Raw genomic sequence first — 18,038 nt, forward strand, 5'->3', positions numbered from 1 at the left:
CCCCATCAAACAAGGAATTGCCATGAATGCAGCATTGAACAAGGGCCCGGCGCAGCGCGCACCGTCCTACTACAGCGCCACACTCAACGACCACACGCAGTACCCCCAGCTTCAGGGCACGGTGCAGGTGGACGTGGCGATCATCGGCGGTGGCTTCACCGGTGTGGCCACCGCCGTGGAGCTGGCCGAGCGCGGCCTGAAGGTCGCCATCATCGAAACCCACCGCATTGGCTGGGGCGCCAGCGGGCGCAATGGCGGCCAGGTCACTGGCAGCCTGTCTGGCGACGAAGCCATGCGTTCGCAAATGCGCCAGCACCTGGGCGCCGAGGTGGACGACTTCATCTGGCACCTGCGCTGGCGCGGGCACCAGATCATCGAGCAGCGCGTGGCGCGCTACGGTATCGATTGCGACCTCAAGCACGGCCACCTGCACGCGGCCATGAAGCCTTCGCACCTGCGGGAGTTGCATGCGTTCCAGGCCGAGGCCCAGCGCCGGGGCATGGGCGAGCAGGTGCACATGCTCGACCAGGCCGCCGTGGCAGACCACCTGCAAAGCCCGCTGTACCTGGGGGCGCTGAAAAACCTGCGCAACCTGCACCTGCACCCGCTCAACCTGTGCCTGGGCGAAGCACGCGCGGCCCGTGGCCTGGGCGCGCTGGTATTCGAAAACTCCGAGGTGCTGGACATCGTGCACGGCCCGCGCCCGGCAGTGGTCACCGCCCATGGCCGGGTGGAAGCGCGCCAGGTGATGCTGGCCGGGGACGTGTACCACACGCTTGAAAAGCGCCAGCTCAAGGGCAAGATTTTCCCGGCCATGGGCGGCATCGTCACCACGGCACCGCTGGGCGAGCTGGCCGAGCAGATCAACCCGCAGGACCTGGCCGTCTATGACTGCCGCTTCGTGCTCGACTACTACCGGCTGACCGCTGACAAACGGCTGTTATTCGGCGGCGGCGCCAATTATTCCGGGCGGGACTCGCGGGATATCGAAGGTGAGTTGCGGCCTTGTATCGAGCGCACGTTCCCGGCGTTGAAAGGCGTACCCATCGAGTTTCAGTGGAGCTGCGCCATGGGCATTGTGGTGAACCGCATTCCCCAACTGGGCAAGCTGTCGGGCAACGTCTGGTACTGCCAGGGGTACTCGGGGCACGGTATTGCCACCAGCCACATCATGGGTGAAATCATGGCCGAGGCGTTGACCGGGACGCTGGAACGGTTCGATACCTTTGCCCAGTGCAAGCATGTGCGTGTGCCGATGGGGGACTTGCTGGGCAACCCGTTGCTGGCCGCAGGCATGTGGTACTACCAGATGCTGGAGAAATTGCGCTGATCGACGGGCGATGGGCTGCGGAGCAGCCCTCGATCCCCATCTGCGCCCTGAGCCGTCCGCCCTGCCAACGGTGGACAAGGCTCAGGCGGTCTTCTTCAGACCTTGTTTTTTCAGTTCTTCGTCACGCAACTCGCGGCGCAGGATCTTGCCCACGTTGGTGGTAGGCAGCACATCGCGGAACTCGATCTGGCGGGGCACTTTATAGCCGGTGACATTGGCGCGCATGTGCTCCATCACCTGCTCCTTGGTCAGGGTCATGCCCGGCTTGACCACGATGAACATCTTGATCACTTCCCCCGACTTCTCGTCCGGTATACCGATGGCCGCGCACTGGGACACGCCCGGCAACGCCACCAGCACGTCCTCCAGCTCGTTGGGGTAGACGTTGAAACCCGAGACCAGAATCATGTCTTTCTTGCGGTCAACGATACGCATGTAGCCGTCTGGCTGGATCAAGGCGATGTCGCCGGTCTTCAGCCAGCCTTCGCTGTCCAGGATTTCGGCAGTGGCGTCTTCGCGCTGCCAGTAGCCCTTCATTACCTGCGGGCCCTTCACGCACAACTCCCCCACCTCGCCCAGCGGCAACTCATTGCCCGCGTCGTCGATGATCTTGCACAGGGTGGACGGTACCGGAATGCCAATGGTGCCCACCTGGTTGGCCTGGGCCGGGTTCACCGCCGCCACGGGGCTGGTTTCGGTCATGCCGTAACCCTCGCAAATGGCGCAACCTGTAACGGCCTTCCAGCGCTCGGCCACGCTCAGTTGCAAGGCCATGCCGCCAGACAGGGTAATTTTCAGGGCAGAGAAGTCCAGGCTGCGGAAGGCATCACTGTTGCACAGGGCCACGAACAGGGTATTGAGGCCGACAAAACCGGTGAACTTCCATTTGCCCAGCTCCTTGACCATCGCCGGCAGGTCCCGCGGGTTGCTGATCAGCACGTTGTGGTTGCCGATGAGCATCATGGCCATGCAATGGAAGGTAAAGGCGTAGATGTGGTACAGCGGCAGCGGGGTAATGAGGATCTCGCAGCCTTCATGCAGGTTGGCCCCCATCAGGGCCCTGCACTGCAGCATGTTGGCCACCAGGTTGCGGTGGGTGAGCATCGCGCCCTTGGCCACGCCCGTGGTACCGCCGGTGTACTGAAGCACCGCCACGTCATGGGCCTGCGGGTTGGCTTCAACCACCGGCTGGCCCTTGCCCAGGGCGATGGCGTCGTTGAAGCGCACGGCCTGAGGCAGGTGGTAGGCCGGCACCATCTTCTTCACATACTTGATGACGCTGTTGATCAGCAGCCGCTTGATCGGTGGCAGCAGGTCGGCCACCTCGGTGACGATCACGTGCCTGACCTGGGTCTTGGGCACCACCTTCTCAGCCAGGTGGGCCATGTTGGCCAGGCATACCAGCGCCTTGGCACCGGAATCGTTGAACTGGTGTTCCATTTCCCGCGCGGTGTACAGCGGGTTGGTGTTGACCACGATCAGCCCTGCACGCATGGCACCGAACACGGCCACAGGGTACTGGAGCACGTTGGGCAACTGCACGGCGATGCGGTCACCGGGCTTGAGGTCGGTATGCTGTTGCAGCCAGGCCGCGAACGCACCTGACAGCGCATACATTTCGCCATAGGTGATCGTCTTGCCCAGGTTGCTGAAGGCCGGTTTGTCGGCGAAGCGCTGGCAGGATTGCTTGAGTACCGCCTGGATGTTGGGGAATTCGTCCGGATCGATATCCGCCGTTATCCCGGCTGGGTACTTATCCTGCCAAAAATGGTCGATCATTCAAGCCCACTCCTTCAGCAACAGCGAAGTTCGATTCGCGCATCGAGGCGCTTATTATTGATATGAGATGACGGCGCGTTGCAAACCGGATCATCTGAAAACGGGGCGAGATTAGCAGCTTTGCCTGGGGTCGACCAGAGGCTCCGACAGGCCGAAAGGTCACAAAAATGACTATTTTGGTAATTATGGTCACACCCAGGGTGATGTGACGTTAGACAGCCTTCTGAAACCTGTATGCGGCAGCCTAGAGCATCCAAGCCGCCCTAACCTGCCGCATGCCTGCGGCTCAGCCGGCGTCGCGCAGTTCCCGGCGCAAGATCTTGCCAACCGGCGTCATCGGCAGCGCGTCGCGCAGCACAATGTGCTTGGGCACCTTGTAACCGGTGAGGTTAGCCTTGCAGTAGGCCTTCAGCTCATCCACGCTCACGCCACCCTCACGGGGCACCACGAACAGCTTGACCGCCTCCCCGGAGCGCTCGTCGGGCACACCGATGGCCGCGCAGCTGGCAACCTGTGGGTGGGCCATGACCACATCCTCCACCTCGTTGGGGTACACGTTGAAGCCCGAGACGATGATCATGTCCTTCTTGCGGTCGACGATGCGGGTAAAGCCGTCCGGGTCGATCACGGCAATGTCGCCCGTCTTGAACCAGCCATCGGCATCCAGCGCCTGGGCCGTGGCTTCGGGCTGCTGCCAGTAGCCTTTCATTACTTGCGGCCCCTTGATGCACAACTCGCCCCGCTCACCCAGCGGCAGTTCGTTGCCCTCGTCGTCGATGACCTTGAATGCAGTACCTGCCACCGGGATACCCACCGTCCCCAGGCGCGCCAGTTGACCATAAGGGTTGGTACTGGCTACAGGGGAGGTTTCAGTAAGGCCGTAGCCTTCGACGATGCGACACCCGGTCAGTTGCTCCCAGCGCTCGGCCGTGGCCTTGACCAGGGCAGTGCCGCCAGAGTTGGTGACTTTCAGCGCCGAGAAGTCCAGTTGGCGGAACCCGGGGTGGTCCATCAGGGCAACGAACAGGGTGTTGAGGCCCAGCAATGCGGAAAACCGCCACTTGCTCAACTCCTTGATGAAACCGGAAATATCCCGTGGGTTGGTGATGAGTACGTTGTGGTTGCCAGTCACCATCATGCACATGCAGTTCGCGGTGAACGCATAGATGTGGTACAGCGGCAAAGGGGCGATCATCACCTCCTCGCCGTCCTTGAGCAGCTTCTGGCCATCTGGCCCATGCTGTGAGAAACACGCCAGTACCTGCAGCATGTTGGCAACCAGGTTGCCGTGGGTGAGCATGGCGCCCTTGGCCAGGCCCGTGGTACCGCCTGTGTACTGCAGCACCGCGATGTCGTCAAGGCCAAGCGGCACAGCCTTCGGTGAACCACCGCGCCCTTGGCGCAGCGCCTGTTTGAATGACAGGGCCTGGGGCAGATGGTAGGCCGGCACCATCTTCTTCACCTTGTCCACCACGGTATTGACCAGCCACCCCTTGGCCGTAGGCAACAGGTCGCCCATCTTCGCCTCGATCAGGTATTCAATACCGGTATCGGGCAACACCGCCTGAACGCGCTGGCCAAACATGTTCAGGTACACCAGCGCGCGGGCACCGCTGTCCTTGAACTGGTGGCGCATCTCCCGTTCGGTGTACAGCGGGTTGGTGTTGACCACGATCAGCCCGGCGCGCAGGGCGCCGAACACGGCGATCGGGTACTGCAACACGTTGGGCATCTGCACAGCGATACGGTCGCCAGGTTTCAGGCGGGTGTGTTGCTGCAGCCAGGTGGCGAATGCCGCCGATAACCGCTCCAGGTCACCGTAGGTCAGCGTCACCCCCAGGTTGCTGAAGGCGGGGCGATCGGCAAAGCGCTTGCAGGAGCGCTCGAATACTTCGACCACGGAGCTGTAGGCGTGAAGATCGATGGTGGAGGGCACGCCCGCCGGGCGTTTGTCGTTCCAGAAGTCGGCTTGCATTTATTATTGTTCCTCTGCCGGGACCTGCACTGCGTCCTTTTATCCAGGTGCCCGGGCGCGTAGCGGCCAGGCGTTGATTCGACGTTAGCAGGTAAGCGCAGCGCGGCCCACACGCCTGATGCCGCCATTAACATTGTGAATCTTATTTGTGCCCTTCCTGCAATCTGGCCCGCTGGGCATACACTGTGTTGGGCGCGAATGTGATCCGGTCGACACCGGCAAGCGTCTCACCCGTCTTGGCCGACGCCCCGTGCGCGACCACCACCGACATGTACTGCTTAAGGAAGCCCCGATGTCCCAGGTCAGCAACACGCCTTACGAAGCCCTAGAAGTCGGCCAGAAGGCCGAATACAAGAAGTTTGTGGAAGAGCGCGATATCCAGCTGTTCGCCGCCATGTCCGGCGACCACAACCCGGTGCACCTGGACGCCGAATTCGCCGCCAAGAGCATGTTCCGCGAGCGCATCGCCCACGGCATGTTCAGCGGCGCGCTGATCAGCGCGGCAGTGGCCTGCACCCTGCCCGGCCCTGGCACCATCTACCTGGGGCAGCAGATGAGCTTCCAGAAACCGGTGAAAATCGGCGACACCCTTACCGTTCGCCTGGAGATTCTCGAAAAACTGCCGAAGTTCAAGGTGCGTATCGCCACCAACGTGTTCAACCAGAACGACGAACTGGTCGTTCAGGGCGAGGCCGAGATCCTGGCGCCGCGCAAGCAACAGACCGTAGAACTGGTATCGCCACCGAATTTCGTTGCCAGCTGAACTTGGCTTGCGGCATGGCCGGGGCTGCCTGCGCAGCCCCTGCAAGCACGCTTACGCTGCGCGCCCGAGGATGAATTCCTGGTAACCCGATACGATCACGTACACAGCGAAATAACAGAAGATCAGAGCAGACAGCACATACGACCACGTCAGCAGGCGATCACCCAGCAGGCGCCCGCCGTGGCTGGCAATGCCGCAGAGGCTCATGCACCACACCAGCCCGGCCACGAAGAACCCTGCCAGAAACAACCCCGCGTCCACCAGGCTGCCGCCGCCAGAGCGGGATATCAGCACGCCCCCTACCGCCGCGAACCACAAGATGGCACTGGGTGAGGACATCGCCAGGAAGATGCCGCGCAAAAACTCGCGCCAACCGGACTCCACGGCCACGTTGGTGCTCGCCTGCATATGCCCGCCGCGCCACGCAGCCAGCACCATCTTGATGGCAAACCACACCAGCAGCGCCGAACCGCCCAGCCACAAGGCCCAGCGCACGGCTTCGAATTGCAGCAACACGGTCATGCCTGCCAACGCGGCGATGGCATAGAGCAAATCACCCACACACGTGCCAAGGCCAAGCCAGAACCCTTGCAGAAAGCCACGCTGCATGGCCAGGGTAATCATGGCGATGTTGGCTATACCGATGTCCAGGCACAGGGACAGGCTGAGGAGAAAACCATTGGAAAAAGGCATCAGGGGCTCTGCGAAGGTGTAAATGGGCGGCGTAGAGCCTGCCACGACTGCGCAGTAGCTGGGAAGCGCTAACAGGTGGAGTGGGCACTGCCGCCCCACCCGTTAACGCCAAAGGCGGGTGCCTGAGCCGTCAGCCCTGCTGGCAGCCGCCGCCCATGGCACGGTATTGAACGGTGTGCACCTGGCCCTGATGGTCTTCGTAGGTCATGGTGGCAGGCACCACTTCGCACACGTTGGGGATGGTCGACAGGTTGATGACACGCTTGATGTCGAGGTTCATGGAGTAGTCGTACTGCTGCGCCACCGGCTCACTGGAAGCAGGCGCAGAAGGGTCTGCGAGGGCGAACGAGGACATACCGACCAACGCAAGTATCAGTAGTGGTTTCATGTTGAATGCCTTCATGTTTCAAGCTGATCGATTGACTTCTGATGCCGTCGCCGGCCCGGAGAAGTTGCCATCGGGCTACCGATGGCACGAAGTACCGATCCCGCTTCTTACTACAGGGGGGATGAGGAAATTCTACGCCTGCCAGGTAATAGTTGAACCCCGCAGTCGGATATTCACCCTTGCCGTATTTGCAACAATCTGCGACAAAGTACGCGCCATCCGTCACCGCCATTTCCAGGAGCGCGCTATTTCACAGCCTCTTGCTTGCACACAGCTTTGCCACACGCAACGCCGGCTGCTCGACCATTTCTACCGCCAGCAGGGCTCACGCATGCGTGCCTCTGGCGAGGGTCAACTGTGGGTGGCGAGGGCGCCAGAGATTGTTGCGGGGCTAAGCCTTTCCTGTATCGAGGGTGGCTGGTGGCTGACTGGCCTGTTCGTGGCGCCACAATGGCGGGGTACGGGTATCGCACGTGCGCTGATCGAAGCAGCATTGTGCCAACCGTATGGTACGGCCTGGCTGTTCTGCCACCCGACACTGCGGCCGTTCTATGCAAATGTTGGCTTTGGGCCCGCCGAGCACCTGCCGCAGGCGCTGGCCAGCCGGCTGCAACGCTACCAGCGCAGCAAGGCGCTGGTAGCGTTGCAACGCCGCCAGTATGGCGACGCTGTCAGCGTGGTTGAGGCTGGGCAGTAGCAGGCTCTGTGGGCGCCGGGTGCTCATGCCCCAGCACTTTCACGTTCTCTTGCGACTTCTCACCGTCGAAGTCTTTCTCCCCAGGGTCCTTGCCCTCGGCAGACATGTGCTCGATTACCGCATTCATTTCAGCGCCAAGCAGCAGCACGGCGGCTGAAATATAGAAGTAGAGCAGCAGCACGATGATTGCCCCGATGCTCCCGTACATGGCGTTGTAGTCGGCGAACGTTTTCACGTAGTAGGCAAAGCCCAACGAGGCCACGATCCACACCACCACCGCCAGTACCGAGCCTGGGGTAATGAAGCGAAACTTCTGTTTCACATCCGGCATCACGTAGTAGATAAGCGCCACTGCCACCATCAGCAGAATGACGATCACCGGCCAGCGCAAAATGGTCCACAGCGTAACGATGAACTCCTGCATACCGATTTGCGAGGCGATCCACTCCATCACCTGCGGCCCCAGTACCATCAGCGCCGCCGCAGCCAGCAGCATGCCGGCCAAGCCAACGGTATAAAAGATCGACAACGGGATACGCTTCCATACCGGCCGCCCCTCGGGCACGTCATAGGCGGCGTTCATGGCGCTCATCATCAGCCGCACACCGGCCGAGGCGGTCCACAGGGCAATCACGATACCCACCGACAGCAAGCCACCCTTGGACTGCTGCAACTGGTCGATCACCGGGTTGACCTGTTCCAGTGCCTGCGGAGGCAGCACCAGCTCGGACTGCAAGCGCAGCCACGAGAAAAAGTCAGGCAGGTGCAGGAAGCCGATGAGGGCGATCAGGAACAGCAGGAAAGGGAATAACGAGAAAAGCGCCTGATAAGCCAGCGCGGAGGCGTAGGTGGACATTTCGTCATCAAGGAACTCCTTGACGGTGCGCACCAACACGCGGTGCAGGGGCAGGCCCTGCAGGGCGGAAAAAATCATAGCGTCTCCTTTCGCCGCTCTATCGATGTGACTGTTAAGTCTAATAGACCATGCGCTGAGCGCGCTGCTCCCGGCAGTGTTACAAAAAATGCAAAAAACTCACCCAGCTTGTTGCCGCCCTCCGCGCACTGGCATGAAGGCGGCCAAGCATCGGGCATTACTTGTCGGTGGCTTTTTTAACAGCGTCCTTCACATCGCCTTTGACCTGTTGCCCCTCGCCCTTAATTTCCTGCGCCTTGCCTTCGGCCCGGAGCTTGTCGTTCCCGGTCACCTTGCCGACGCCCTGTTTGATATTGCCCACTGCTTCGTTGGCCAAGCCTTTCGCTTTATCTCCAGTACCGCTCATGGCAAAACTCCTGTGATGTGACACGCGTATCGTGCCGACAAAAGGTGGACTCGGCCGCTTGCGCAAGAGTTTCAAGAAATTTTGCACACAATGCCAAGCGGTAGGCGCAGCGCACCTGCACTACACCACAGCGCCAAGCCTTGCCGCGCCCGGTGCCACCCCTCACAATGCAGGCTTTGAAGGCTTCAACCCGCAGGAACCTGCATGAAACTCGACAAACCCGCCGCCATCGCGCGGCGCAACGATGCACTGGCCCGGCCTGTGCTGACCAGCGCCAACACCCTGTTCGCCATCCTCGACCACAAGCGCAACCTGTGGTGGTTCGACGTGCCGGTGGCACTGCTGCGCAAGGGCCAGCCAGACTGGGTCAACCTGCTGCTGCACACCCCGGAAAGCGACGAGCTGCAACACCTGAAAGTGCCCGTCAACTTCCTGCGCGCGCATCAGGAGCAGATGGAGGTGCGCAACCCTGGCAAGCGCCGCTCCACCATCAGCCTGGCCCTGAGCGCCGACCGCGATTCACTGCTGCGCGACACCCGCCCAGGCGGCGAGCAGCTGGATTTCCGCAGCTTCGTGCAGGGCTGATCAGGCTTTCTCGATGCGGTCGTCATGGATGACGATACGGCCCTGCTTGAACAGGCCACCAATGGCTTTCTTGAAGTTGCCCTTGCTGACATTGAACAGCTTGCTGATCAGCGCCGGGTCGCTCTTGTCAGACACGCCCAGCACCCCACCTTCGGCCTCCAGGCGGGCCATGATCTGCGCCTGCAGGTCGTCGGACAGCGCCGCACCCACTGGCTGCAGGCTCAAGGAGATCTTGCCGTCGGCACGTATTTCCTTGATGAAGCCTTTCTCGTGCATGCCAGAGCGCAGGAACTTGAACACCTCATTCTTGTGGATCAGGCCCCAATGGCGGTTGTTGATGATTGCCTTGAACCCCATGGGCGTTTCACCGGCAACCAGCAACTCCACCGGCTGGCCAGGCTTGTAGTCTGGAGGCGCAACGTCCAGGTAGCGGTCCAGGCGTGAGGTGGCGGTGATGCGCCGGGTGCGTTTGTCGAGGTAGACGTGCACCACGCAGTAGTCGCCGATCTTCAGCGGGCGGGCTTCCTCGGAGTACGGCATCAGCAGGTCCTTGGACAAACCCCAGTCCAGGAAGATACCCGCACCGTTGATGTCCTTGACCTTGAGGCTGGCGAACTCGCCCACCTGCACCTTGGGCTTTTCAGTGGTCGCGATCAGCTGGTCTTCGCTGTCCAGATAGATGAACACGTTGAGCCAGTCGTCCACCTCGGTTTCTGCGCCTTTCGGGATGTAGCGCCCCGGCAGCAGAATTTCCCCGTCGGCGCCGCCGTCCAGGTACAACCCGAAGTCCACGTGTTTCACAATTTGCAAACTGTTGTAACGCCCAAGCAGAGCCATTTCGGTACATCCTCAAGTCAAGGGGGCTATTTTCCGGATAGACAGCGGGTGGTGTCAAAGCTTCCGGACGGTTACCGGCCTCCCATGCTACAGGCAGATGACCCGGTTGAACCGTCGCCACCCTGCTGCGTCTACCGATTGGCCGCCACTGCAAGGAACAGCTTATGCCGCTTCGCCTGCTCAAGACCGCGCTTGTCACGCTGGGGGTGGTTCTGGCCCTGGGCGCCTGCAGCCGGATCGACCTGGCCTACCGCAACCTCGACCGCCTGGTGCCGTGGTCGCTGGGCGACTACCTGGACATGAACCGTGACCAGAAGACCCTGCTCGACGATCGGCTCAGGGAGCACCTGGCGTGGCACTGCAAGACCCAGCTGCCTGGCTACCTCGACTGGCTCGACCGGCTGCGCGACATGGTGGCCAACAATCAGGTCACCGACCAGGCCTTGCAGCAGCGTACCCATGAGGCCCGCGAGGCGATTGGCCGGGTGGCAGCCGAAATTACCCCCTCCGCCACTGAACTGCTGCGCGGCATGAGCGATGCGCAAGTAGCAGAGATGCGCGAGGCTTTTCGTGATGACATCGCCGAGCGCCGCAAGGAATACGTAGACACTCCCCTGCCCCAGCAAATTGCCGAGCGGGCCGAACGTATGCAGAAACGCCTGAAGCCCTGGCTGGGTGAACTGAGCCCCGGCCAGAAGCAGCGCGTGGTCGCCTGGTCGCAAGCGCTGGGGGACCAGAACCGCGAATGGATTGCCAACCGCGCCCACTGGCAGCAGCAGCTGCTGTTGGCGGTGGACCAACGCAACGATGCCAGTTTCCCGGCCCGTATGGCCACGCTGCTGCAGAGCAAGGAGAGCCTATGGACGCCTGAATACCGCCAGGCCTTCCAGAACACCGAACAACAGGCCCGCAGCCTATTGGTAGACCTGCTACAGCAGAGCACGCCGCAGCAGCGCCAGGTGCTGCAGGCCCGGCTGGCAAAAGTGCGCACCGATTTCAGCACGCTGAAATGCCTGAAGGACTAAGGGCCAGGCTACGTTCAACGTGCCTTGCGCCGATAGGGGAACACGTCGATCACCTTGCCATCGCGTATCGCCGCCTGCAGGCCTTGCCAATAGCTGGCATCGAACAACTCGCCATGCAGGCGGGTGAACAGGCGCCGCTGGCCCAGGTCGGCAAACAGAAAGGGCGGGAATTCCTCGGGGAACACATCATGGGGCCCAATGGAGTACCACGGCTCGCCTGACAGCTCGTCTTCCGGGTAGCGCGGCGGCGGAATATGGCGGAAGTTGACCTCCGTCAGATAGCTGATCTCGTCGTAGTCGTAGAACACCACCCGGCCATGACGCGTCACACCAAAGTTCTTCAGCAGCATGTCACCAGGGAAGATGTTCGCCGCCGCCAGTTGCTTGATGGCCAGGCCGTAATCCTCCAGTACCTCCAGCACTTGGGCCTCGCTGGCCTGTTCCAGGTACAGGTTCAACGGCGTCATGCGCCGTTCGGTCCAGCAATGGCGGATCAGCACCGTATCGCCCTCAAGCACCACGGTGGAGGGCGCCACCTCAAGCAACTCGGCCAGGCACTGCGGCGCGAACCTCGCCACGGGGAAGCGGAAGTCGGCAAAGGCCTGGGTATCGGCCAGGCGCCCTACCCGGTCGATGCTCTTCACCAACCGGTACTTGTCGATCACCGTGGCGCGGTCGACGGTTTTTGACGGCGAGAAACGGTCCTTGATGACTTTGAACACGGTATTGAAGCCCGGCAGGGTAAACACGCTCATCACCATGCCACGCACGCCGGGGGCCATGACGAAGCGGTCGTCACTGCTGGCCAAGTGGTTGATCAGGGCGCGGTAGAACTCGGACTTGCCCTGCTTGTAGAAACCAATGGAGGTATACAGCTCGGCCACATGCTTGCCCGGCAGAATGCGTTTGAGAAAGCCCACGAATTCACCCGGCACCGGCACATCGGCCATGAAATAGGAGCGGGTGAAGGAGAAGATGATCGAGACTTCAGCCTCGTCGGTGATCAAGGCATCGGCCTCGATGCCCTGCCCCTCCCGGTGCACCAGGGCAATCACCAGCGGCCATTGTTCGTCGCCGTTGTATAACCGGCCGACCAGGTAAGCGCCCTTGTTGCGGTACAGCACCGGCACGAACAGCTCCACCGCCAGCGCTGGGTCGCGGCACACCCAATCGGGCAGGCATTCACGAAGCTGCGCTTCCAGCCGCAGCAGGTCGCCGTCGAGGTCGGCGTAAGGGATGTGGAACCGGTAGTCGGCGAAGATGGCCTGCAACAGCCCGGCGAGGCCGCCGTCGGGGCGATAGGTACGGGTTTGTGTGGCACGCCGGCGCAACGCTGGGCGTGTGCTGTGGATGAACATGCAACGGTCGCTGATCAGGTCATGGCTGAACAGGCTGCAGAACACCGAGTTGTACCAGGTTTCGGCCAGTTCATCGTCCAGCCGCTGTGCAATCAGCTGGATATAGGCGCTTTTAACCTGCGGCCACTGGGCCACGTCCAGCAGCACCTGCGCGGCAAAGCCCTCGCGCAGCCGCTGGTTGGCCACAGCGACCTGCTCCTCGTAGAGGTTGATGCGCGCAGCGGCCGTGTGCTGGATCTCCTGCCAGCGGGCTTGTTCGAAGCGCTCACGTGCGCCTAGGGTGATGCGCTGGAAATGCTCGCGATAGCCGTCGAAGCCGGTGAGCATCAAGCGGGCAATGGCGGCTGCAGGCCAGGGATGGAGCATACCGGGCACCTCGGTGGCGGGCGGAGATACACAGCTTAGCCGCTCGCCCTGGCGTGTGAGGCCCCTGCCTGCAAATGTGGCTGGCAAGATTACAACGCAAGAAAGCACAAGAAACCCCCTGCTGCCTCGCGTACACTCGCGCCCCCAGCCACGCCCCCGGAGACTGCCGTGAGCCCCATCGCTCTAGCCCGCCTGCTAACCCTTGCCGCCGTGTGGGGCGCGAGCTTCCTGTTCATGCGTATCATCGCGCCCGAACTGGGCACGGTGCCCACGGCGTTTTTCCGCGTGTCCATCGCCTGCCTGGGGCTGATCGCGATTGTGGCCGCTGCAGGTGTGCGCTGGGATTTCCAAGGCAAGCTGGGCGCTTGCCTGGTGCTGGGTATGATCAACTCCGGCATCCCGGCAACCTTCTACTCGGTCGCAGCTCAAGTGCTGCCAGCCGGCTATTCAGCCATTTTCAATGCCACGACACCGTTGATGGGTGTACTGATCGGCGTGCTGTTCTTCAAGGAGCCCATGACCCTCGCCAAGCTGTGCGGCATTTTCCTGGGCCTGTTTGGCGTCGCCATTTTAAGTGGCGCCGGGCCGGTGGCACTGGACGCGGCCCTGCTGCAAGGTGCTCTGGCCTGCCTGGCGGCGACCACCTGCTATGGGTTTGCCGGTTTTCTGGCCCGGCGCTGGGTCGGCGGCCTGGACAGCCGCCTGTCGGCGCTGGGCAGCATGCTCGGCGCCACCCTGCTGCTCAGCCCTGTATTCGCCTGGAGCGCGCTCAGCCAGCCACCTGCCAGTTGGGGCGGCTGGCAGGTGTGGCTGTCGCTGCTGGGCCTGGGGCTGCTGTGCACCGCCTTCGCCTACATCCTGTACTTCCGGCTGCTGGCGGAAATCGGCCCGGTCAAGGCCAGCACCGTGACCTTCCTGATCCCGGCGTTCGGGGTGCTGTGGGGGGCATGGCTACTGGATGAGCCGCTGTCCATGGCGCACCTGTACGGCGGCCTGCTGATCGGCGCGGCGCTGTGGCTGGTGCTGCGCCCGGCCCGCCGATGAGCAGCGGCTACCGCAAGGTGCTGTTCCGCCTGGCACAGGACGAGAGCGGCTACCCACCGGCCTCGGTGGAAGGGCTGTGGGCACGGCCAGAGCAGGGTGGCTACCGGGTCGACAGCATCCCTTTTCATGTCTATGGCGTCGCACCGGGCGACCTGGTCGCCGCCCGCGAGGAAGGGCCAGATGCCTGGTTCGAGGGCGTACTGCACAGTGGCGGTGGCTCGGTGTTCCGGGTAATTGTGAGGCCGCCGGAAACCCTGCAGCAGGTGCAGGCCGCACTGGTGGAGTTCGGTTGCGTGTCCGAGGCGGAGAAGGCCGTGAGGATGCTGGCGGTGCACGTATTGCCGGAGCAGGTGCCCGATACCCTGCTGTACTACCTGGTGACCCAGCGCGAAGCCGGCGTGCTCGATTTCGAAGAAGGCGTACTGCGCCATCGCATCCCTGACGATTTGCGCTGACCGCCGGCCCTGGCCATCAGGTATGGCCTGGGCCGGCTGCGCGAGGGCTTAGAACAACCAGCGGTACAACAGGTAGGCCACCACCACCGCCAGTACCGGCCGCAGAATGCGGTAGGCCTTGGGGTTGGCGCGTTTGAACTGCTTCACACGGGTGCTGATGCGGTTGCTGAAGCGCTTGCTCCAGGCGTAGGCCTGGTTGATCCCGCCCACGCGCTCTTCATCGGTGTTTTGCGGCGCCGTGGCACGGCCCAGGAAAGCACTGACCTTGCGGTTGATACGCACCATCAGCGGGCTGCTGAGCGGGCGTTCGATGTCGCAGAACAGGATCACCCGGGTGATGTCGGTTTCGTTCTTGACCCAGTGCACGTAGGTTTCATCGAACATGACGTCCTGGCCATCACGCCAGGCATAAGGTTCGCCATCGACGTAGATGCGGCAGGCATCGGAGTTGGGCGTGGACAGCCCCAGGTGGTAGCGCAGCGAGCCGGCAAACGGGTCGCGGTGCGGGTTGAGGTGGCTGCCACCTGGCAACAGGGCGAACATGGCGCCCTTGACGTTGGGGATGCTGCTGACCAGCTCCACGGTGCGTGGGCACAGGGCCTCGGCCGAAGGCAACGGCTTGTCGTACCACTTCAGGTAGAAGCGCTTCCAGCCTTTCTTGAAGAACGAGCCGAAGCCGGCGTCGTTGTCCTTTTCGGCGGCGCGGATGTAACCCTCGTCGAACAGGCGCATCGCCTCCTCGCGGATTTCCTGCCAGTTGTCCTTGAGCACGTCCAGTTCCGGGAAGCGCTGGCGGTCCAGGTACGGCTTGGATGGCACACCGGAAAACAGATACATCAGGCTGTTGTAGGGTGCGAACAGCGCTGAATGGTTGACGAACTGGCGCAGCACCGGCAGGCGCGCCTTGCCTCGCAGGTGCACGTACAGCACGCTGCCGAAGAACACCAGCAAGACACCTGCCTTGGCTGCAAAGGATAAGGTCATGCATCACTCCTAGGGGAAGGGACCGGCCCGGGCGGCCGCCCTCCTTAAAATCATCCCGCCATCATAAACCGATCCCGCCGAGGTAAAAACAACCTGGGCGGGATCTCGCTCATGAAGATTGTGCAATGAAGCCCGCGAGAAAGTGTTGCGCCGGGTCAGCGCCAGGCGGCCTTACTGCTGGTTTTCCTGCTCGCTGAACATATCGCTGAACAGCATGCTGGACAGGTACCGCTCGCCGGAGTCAGGCAGGATCACCACCAGGGTCTTGCCCTGCATTTCGGGTTTTTCCGCCAGCCGCACCGCGGCAGCCATGGCGGCGCCGCAGGAGATACCACACAAGATACCCTCCTCCTGCATCAGACGAATGGCCATGGCCTTGGCTTCCTCGTCAGACACCGTCATCACCTGGTCGACGATGGACAGGTCGAGGTTCTTCGGCACGAAACCTGCGCCGATACCCTGGATCTTGTGCGGCGTTGGGGTCAGCGCTTCACCCGCCAGCGTCTGGGTGATCAAGGGTGACGACACAGGCTCGACGGCTACAGAAGTGATGGCCTTGCCCTGGGTGTGCTTGATGTAGCGCGACACACCGGTGATGGTGCCGCCCGTGCCCACGCCGGCGACGATCACATCCACGGCGCCGTCGGTGTCGTTCCAGATTTCCGGGCCGGTGGTCTTTTCATGGATGGCCGGGTTGGCGGGGTTTTCGAACTGCCCTGGCAAGAAGTACTGCGCCGGGTCCGAAGCCACGATTTCGTTGGCTTTCTCGATGGCGCCCTTCATGCCTTTTGTAGGTTCTGTCAGCACCAGCTCCGCGCCCAGCGCCTTGAGCACCTTGCGCCGCTCCAGGCTCATGGACGCGGGCATGGTCAGCATCAGTTTGTAGCCACGGGCGGCGGCGACAAAGGCAAGGCCAATGCCGGTATTGCCGGAGGTGGGTTCGACGATAGTCATGCCGGGCTTGAGCTTGCCGCTGCTTTCAGCGTCCCAGACCATGTTGGCGCCGATGCGGCACTTGACCGAGTAACCCGGGTTGCGCCCTTCGATCTTGGCCAGGATGGTCACGCCGCGCGGGGCGATGCGGTTGATCTGCACCAGCGGCGTGTTGCCGATGGAATGGGCGTTGTCTGCGTAGATACGGCTCATGGCAGGGGTCCTTGGCATGAATAGGCACAGAAAGGCTTCAAGGGTAAGCCGGTGCCGGCAGCCCGTAAAGCCTGTTCGAACTCCCCTGCGCAGGCTGCGGTCAACCGCACATCCCGCCCTGGAGACACCGCCATGAGAGCCCGTTATCGCTGGCCGCTGATTGGCCTTGCCAGCTTCATCGTGCTGCTGGTGGCCCTGCACATTGCCCTGCCCTATCTGGTGCGCGATTACCTAAACCAGAAACTTGCCGACATGGGCGACTACCGCGGCCAGGTGACCGACGTGGACCTGGCCTGGTGGCGCGGTGCTTACACCATCAACGGGCTGCAGATCGTCAAGACCACCGGCAAGGTGCCGGTGCCGCTGCTAAATGCCCCGGTCATCGACCTGTCGGTAAGCTGGCATGCCCTGTGGTACGACCATGCGGTGGTGGCGGAAGTGGCGTTCGTGCGCCCCGAACTGAACTTCGTCGACGGCGGCAACAAGCAGAACTCCCAGACCGGCCAGGGCACCGACTGGCGCCAGCAGCTGGAAAAGCTGCTGCCGATCACCCTCAACGAAGTACGCATCAACGACGGTGTGCTGACCTTCCGCAATTTCAACTCCAACCCCCCGGTCACCCTCAAGGCCACAGACCTGCAGGCCAGCGTGCGCAACCTCACCAATATTCGCGACGAAGCCGGTCGGCGAGATGCCAGCTTCCAGGCCACGGCGCTGATTGCAGGGGATGCCAAGGTGGAAAGCCGCGCCACGTTCGACCCCTTCAGCGACTTTGACGATTTCGAATTCCGCCTGCGGGCTACCGGCATCGAGCTGCGCAAGCTCAATGACTTCGCCAGTGCCTACGGCAAGTTCGACTTCAAGGCCGGGCGCGGTGACGTAGTGATCGAGGCCCAGGCCACCAATGGCCGGCTGAGCGGGTACATCAAGCCGCTGCTGCGCGATGTGGAGGTGTTCGACTGGCAACAAGACGTGCAGAACAAGGACAAAGGGGTGCTGCGCTCGGTATGGGAAGCGCTGGTCGGTGCCACGCAGACCGTGCTGAAAAACCAACCCAAGAACCAGTTCGCCACCCGCGTGGAGTTGAGCGGCAGCGTGCGCAAACAAGACATCAGCGCGTTCGAGGCGTTTCTGCAGATTCTGCGCAACGGCTTTGTCCAGGCATTCAACGCGCGATACGAACGTGGCGCTCCGGATACCGACTGAGCGCCCGTGACTGGGCATTCAAGGGCTGAATACCGGGTGTGCATTTGCAGCCGGGTAGCCCCGCGTTATAGTCGAGGGCTAATCAAATATTGGTGTTGCCGGTACCAACACAGGGCCGGCCACCCGC

At 62.2% G+C, this 18,038-nt stretch carries 18 protein-coding genes; 8 read left to right on the plus strand and 10 right to left on the minus strand.

The features are described from left to right. Positions 1–22 precede the first annotated feature (22 nt). Positions 23–1,330: an NAD(P)/FAD-dependent oxidoreductase gene (locus tag IAE36_RS14980; RefSeq protein ID WP_201213191.1), complete on the plus strand. Its 1,308-nt coding sequence runs from the start codon at positions 23–25 to the stop codon at positions 1,328–1,330. An 81-nt stretch (positions 1,331–1,411) separates the two neighbouring features. On the opposite strand, the gene fadD1 is transcribed toward IAE36_RS14980, so the two are convergent. Then, positions 1,412–3,109, minus strand: coding sequence for a long-chain-fatty-acid--CoA ligase FadD1 (gene fadD1, locus IAE36_RS14985; protein ID WP_201213192.1), 1,698 nt, complete (start codon positions 3,107–3,109; stop codon positions 1,412–1,414). A 286-nt stretch (positions 3,110–3,395) separates the two neighbouring features. Then, positions 3,396–5,084: a long-chain-fatty-acid--CoA ligase FadD2 gene (fadD2, locus tag IAE36_RS14990; protein ID WP_201213193.1), complete on the minus strand. Its 1,689-nt coding sequence runs from the start codon at positions 5,082–5,084 to the stop codon at positions 3,396–3,398. 292 nt (positions 5,085–5,376) lie between these two features. Between fadD2 and IAE36_RS14995 the strand changes: the two genes are divergently transcribed. Further along, positions 5,377–5,847, plus strand: a complete 471-nt coding sequence (locus IAE36_RS14995; protein ID WP_201213195.1) for a MaoC family dehydratase — start codon at positions 5,377–5,379, stop codon at positions 5,845–5,847. 51 nt (positions 5,848–5,898) lie between these two features. Here the strand turns inward: IAE36_RS14995 and IAE36_RS15000 are convergent, their stop codons facing one another. Both IAE36_RS15000 and IAE36_RS15005 read right to left on the minus strand, forming a co-directional pair. Next, positions 5,899–6,540 (minus strand): LysE family translocator, encoded by a 642-nt coding sequence (locus IAE36_RS15000; protein ID WP_201213196.1) that lies wholly within the window; start codon positions 6,538–6,540, stop codon positions 5,899–5,901. 130 nt (positions 6,541–6,670) lie between these two features. Beyond that, positions 6,671–6,928, minus strand: a complete 258-nt coding sequence (locus tag IAE36_RS15005; protein WP_201213197.1) for a DUF2790 domain-containing protein — start codon at positions 6,926–6,928, stop codon at positions 6,671–6,673. A gap of 295 nt (positions 6,929–7,223) precedes the next feature. Between IAE36_RS15005 and IAE36_RS15010 the strand changes: the two genes are divergently transcribed. After that, positions 7,224–7,625 (plus strand): GNAT family N-acetyltransferase, encoded by a 402-nt coding sequence (locus tag IAE36_RS15010; RefSeq protein ID WP_268933128.1) that lies wholly within the window; start codon positions 7,224–7,226, stop codon positions 7,623–7,625. Here IAE36_RS15010 and IAE36_RS15015 read toward each other — a convergent pair. Next, complete coding sequence (locus IAE36_RS15015) at positions 7,600–8,559, minus strand: YihY/virulence factor BrkB family protein (RefSeq protein WP_028635439.1); 960 nt, start codon at positions 8,557–8,559, stop codon at positions 7,600–7,602. The genes IAE36_RS15010 and IAE36_RS15015 overlap by 26 nt on opposite strands. A gap of 157 nt (positions 8,560–8,716) precedes the next feature. Beyond that, the gene (locus tag IAE36_RS15020; RefSeq protein ID WP_201213199.1) at positions 8,717–8,905 is read right to left on the minus strand and encodes a CsbD family protein; all 189 of its coding nucleotides are present in this window, start codon (positions 8,903–8,905) and stop codon (positions 8,717–8,719) included. A 204-nt stretch (positions 8,906–9,109) separates the two neighbouring features. Here IAE36_RS15020 and IAE36_RS15025 point away from each other — a divergent pair, with 204 nt between their 5' ends. Then, positions 9,110–9,490, plus strand: coding sequence for a hypothetical protein (locus IAE36_RS15025; RefSeq protein ID WP_028635437.1), 381 nt, complete (start codon positions 9,110–9,112; stop codon positions 9,488–9,490). Here the strand turns inward: IAE36_RS15025 and IAE36_RS15030 are convergent, their stop codons facing one another. Continuing rightward, a complete protein-coding gene (locus IAE36_RS15030; RefSeq protein WP_201213200.1) occupies positions 9,491–10,327 on the minus strand; it encodes a CvfB family protein in 837 nt (278 codons plus the stop codon). Positions 10,328–10,491: 164 nt separating this feature from the next. Between IAE36_RS15030 and IAE36_RS15035 the strand changes: the two genes are divergently transcribed. After that, positions 10,492–11,352, plus strand: a complete 861-nt coding sequence (locus IAE36_RS15035) for a DUF6279 family lipoprotein (protein ID WP_201213201.1) — start codon at positions 10,492–10,494, stop codon at positions 11,350–11,352. A 14-nt stretch (positions 11,353–11,366) separates the two neighbouring features. On the opposite strand, the gene aceK is transcribed toward IAE36_RS15035, so the two are convergent. After that, complete coding sequence (gene aceK / locus IAE36_RS15040) at positions 11,367–13,076, minus strand: bifunctional isocitrate dehydrogenase kinase/phosphatase (RefSeq protein ID WP_201213203.1); 1,710 nt, start codon at positions 13,074–13,076, stop codon at positions 11,367–11,369. 168 nt (positions 13,077–13,244) lie between these two features. Between aceK and IAE36_RS15045 the strand changes: the two genes are divergently transcribed. Both IAE36_RS15045 and IAE36_RS15050 read left to right on the plus strand, forming a co-directional pair. Next, positions 13,245–14,120 carry a DMT family transporter gene (locus tag IAE36_RS15045; RefSeq protein WP_060481352.1) on the plus strand — a complete coding sequence of 292 codons (876 nt, stop codon included), beginning with the start codon at positions 13,245–13,247 and terminating at the stop codon, positions 14,118–14,120. After that, positions 14,117–14,575, plus strand: a complete 459-nt coding sequence (locus IAE36_RS15050) for a DUF4265 domain-containing protein (protein ID WP_201213204.1) — start codon at positions 14,117–14,119, stop codon at positions 14,573–14,575. Before IAE36_RS15045 ends, IAE36_RS15050 begins: the two co-directional genes overlap by 4 nt. 48 nt (positions 14,576–14,623) lie before the next feature. Here IAE36_RS15050 and IAE36_RS15055 read toward each other — a convergent pair whose 3' ends face one another. Both IAE36_RS15055 and cysK read right to left on the minus strand, forming a co-directional pair. Further along, the gene (locus tag IAE36_RS15055) at positions 14,624–15,559 is read right to left on the minus strand and encodes an aspartyl/asparaginyl beta-hydroxylase domain-containing protein (RefSeq protein ID WP_201213205.1); all 936 of its coding nucleotides are present in this window, start codon (positions 15,557–15,559) and stop codon (positions 14,624–14,626) included. A 171-nt stretch (positions 15,560–15,730) separates the two neighbouring features. Further along, positions 15,731–16,705: a cysteine synthase A gene (gene cysK, locus IAE36_RS15060; protein ID WP_201213206.1), complete on the minus strand. Its 975-nt coding sequence runs from the start codon at positions 16,703–16,705 to the stop codon at positions 15,731–15,733. 132 nt (positions 16,706–16,837) lie between these two features. Here cysK and IAE36_RS15065 point away from each other — a divergent pair, with 132 nt between their 5' ends. Beyond that, positions 16,838–17,911: a DUF748 domain-containing protein gene (locus tag IAE36_RS15065; protein WP_201213207.1), complete on the plus strand. Its 1,074-nt coding sequence runs from the start codon at positions 16,838–16,840 to the stop codon at positions 17,909–17,911. The last annotated feature ends 127 nt before the right edge of the window (positions 17,912–18,038 follow it).

Origin of the sequence: Pseudomonas sp. S36, from assembly GCF_016647875.1 — a bacterium.
GTDB classification, from domain to species: domain Bacteria; phylum Pseudomonadota; class Gammaproteobacteria; order Pseudomonadales; family Pseudomonadaceae; genus Aquipseudomonas; species Aquipseudomonas parafulva.

Coding starts and splice junctions, on each gene's coding strand:
- IAE36_RS14980 (WP_201213191.1), top strand. CDS start 23: ATGAATGCAGCATTGAACAAGGGCCCGGCGCAGCGCGCACCGTCCTAC.
- fadD1 (WP_201213192.1), bottom strand. CDS start 3,109: ATGATCGACCATTTTTGGCAGGATAAGTACCCAGCCGGGATAACGGCG.
- fadD2 (WP_201213193.1), bottom strand. CDS start 5,084: ATGCAAGCCGACTTCTGGAACGACAAACGCCCGGCGGGCGTGCCCTCC.
- IAE36_RS14995 (WP_201213195.1), top strand. CDS start 5,377: ATGTCCCAGGTCAGCAACACGCCTTACGAAGCCCTAGAAGTCGGCCAG.
- IAE36_RS15000 (WP_201213196.1), bottom strand. CDS start 6,540: ATGCCTTTTTCCAATGGTTTTCTCCTCAGCCTGTCCCTGTGCCTGGAC.
- IAE36_RS15005 (WP_201213197.1), bottom strand. CDS start 6,928: ATGAAACCACTACTGATACTTGCGTTGGTCGGTATGTCCTCGTTCGCC.
- IAE36_RS15015 (WP_028635439.1), bottom strand. CDS start 8,559: ATGATTTTTTCCGCCCTGCAGGGCCTGCCCCTGCACCGCGTGTTGGTG.
- IAE36_RS15020 (WP_201213199.1), bottom strand. CDS start 8,905: ATGAGCGGTACTGGAGATAAAGCGAAAGGCTTGGCCAACGAAGCAGTG.
- IAE36_RS15025 (WP_028635437.1), top strand. CDS start 9,110: ATGAAACTCGACAAACCCGCCGCCATCGCGCGGCGCAACGATGCACTG.
- IAE36_RS15030 (WP_201213200.1), bottom strand. CDS start 10,327: ATGGCTCTGCTTGGGCGTTACAACAGTTTGCAAATTGTGAAACACGTG.
- IAE36_RS15035 (WP_201213201.1), top strand. CDS start 10,492: ATGCCGCTTCGCCTGCTCAAGACCGCGCTTGTCACGCTGGGGGTGGTT.
- aceK (WP_201213203.1), bottom strand. CDS start 13,076: ATGCTCCATCCCTGGCCTGCAGCCGCCATTGCCCGCTTGATGCTCACC.
- IAE36_RS15050 (WP_201213204.1), top strand. CDS start 14,117: ATGAGCAGCGGCTACCGCAAGGTGCTGTTCCGCCTGGCACAGGACGAG.
- IAE36_RS15055 (WP_201213205.1), bottom strand. CDS start 15,559: ATGACCTTATCCTTTGCAGCCAAGGCAGGTGTCTTGCTGGTGTTCTTC.
- cysK (WP_201213206.1), bottom strand. CDS start 16,705: ATGAGCCGTATCTACGCAGACAACGCCCATTCCATCGGCAACACGCCG.
- IAE36_RS15065 (WP_201213207.1), top strand. CDS start 16,838: ATGAGAGCCCGTTATCGCTGGCCGCTGATTGGCCTTGCCAGCTTCATC.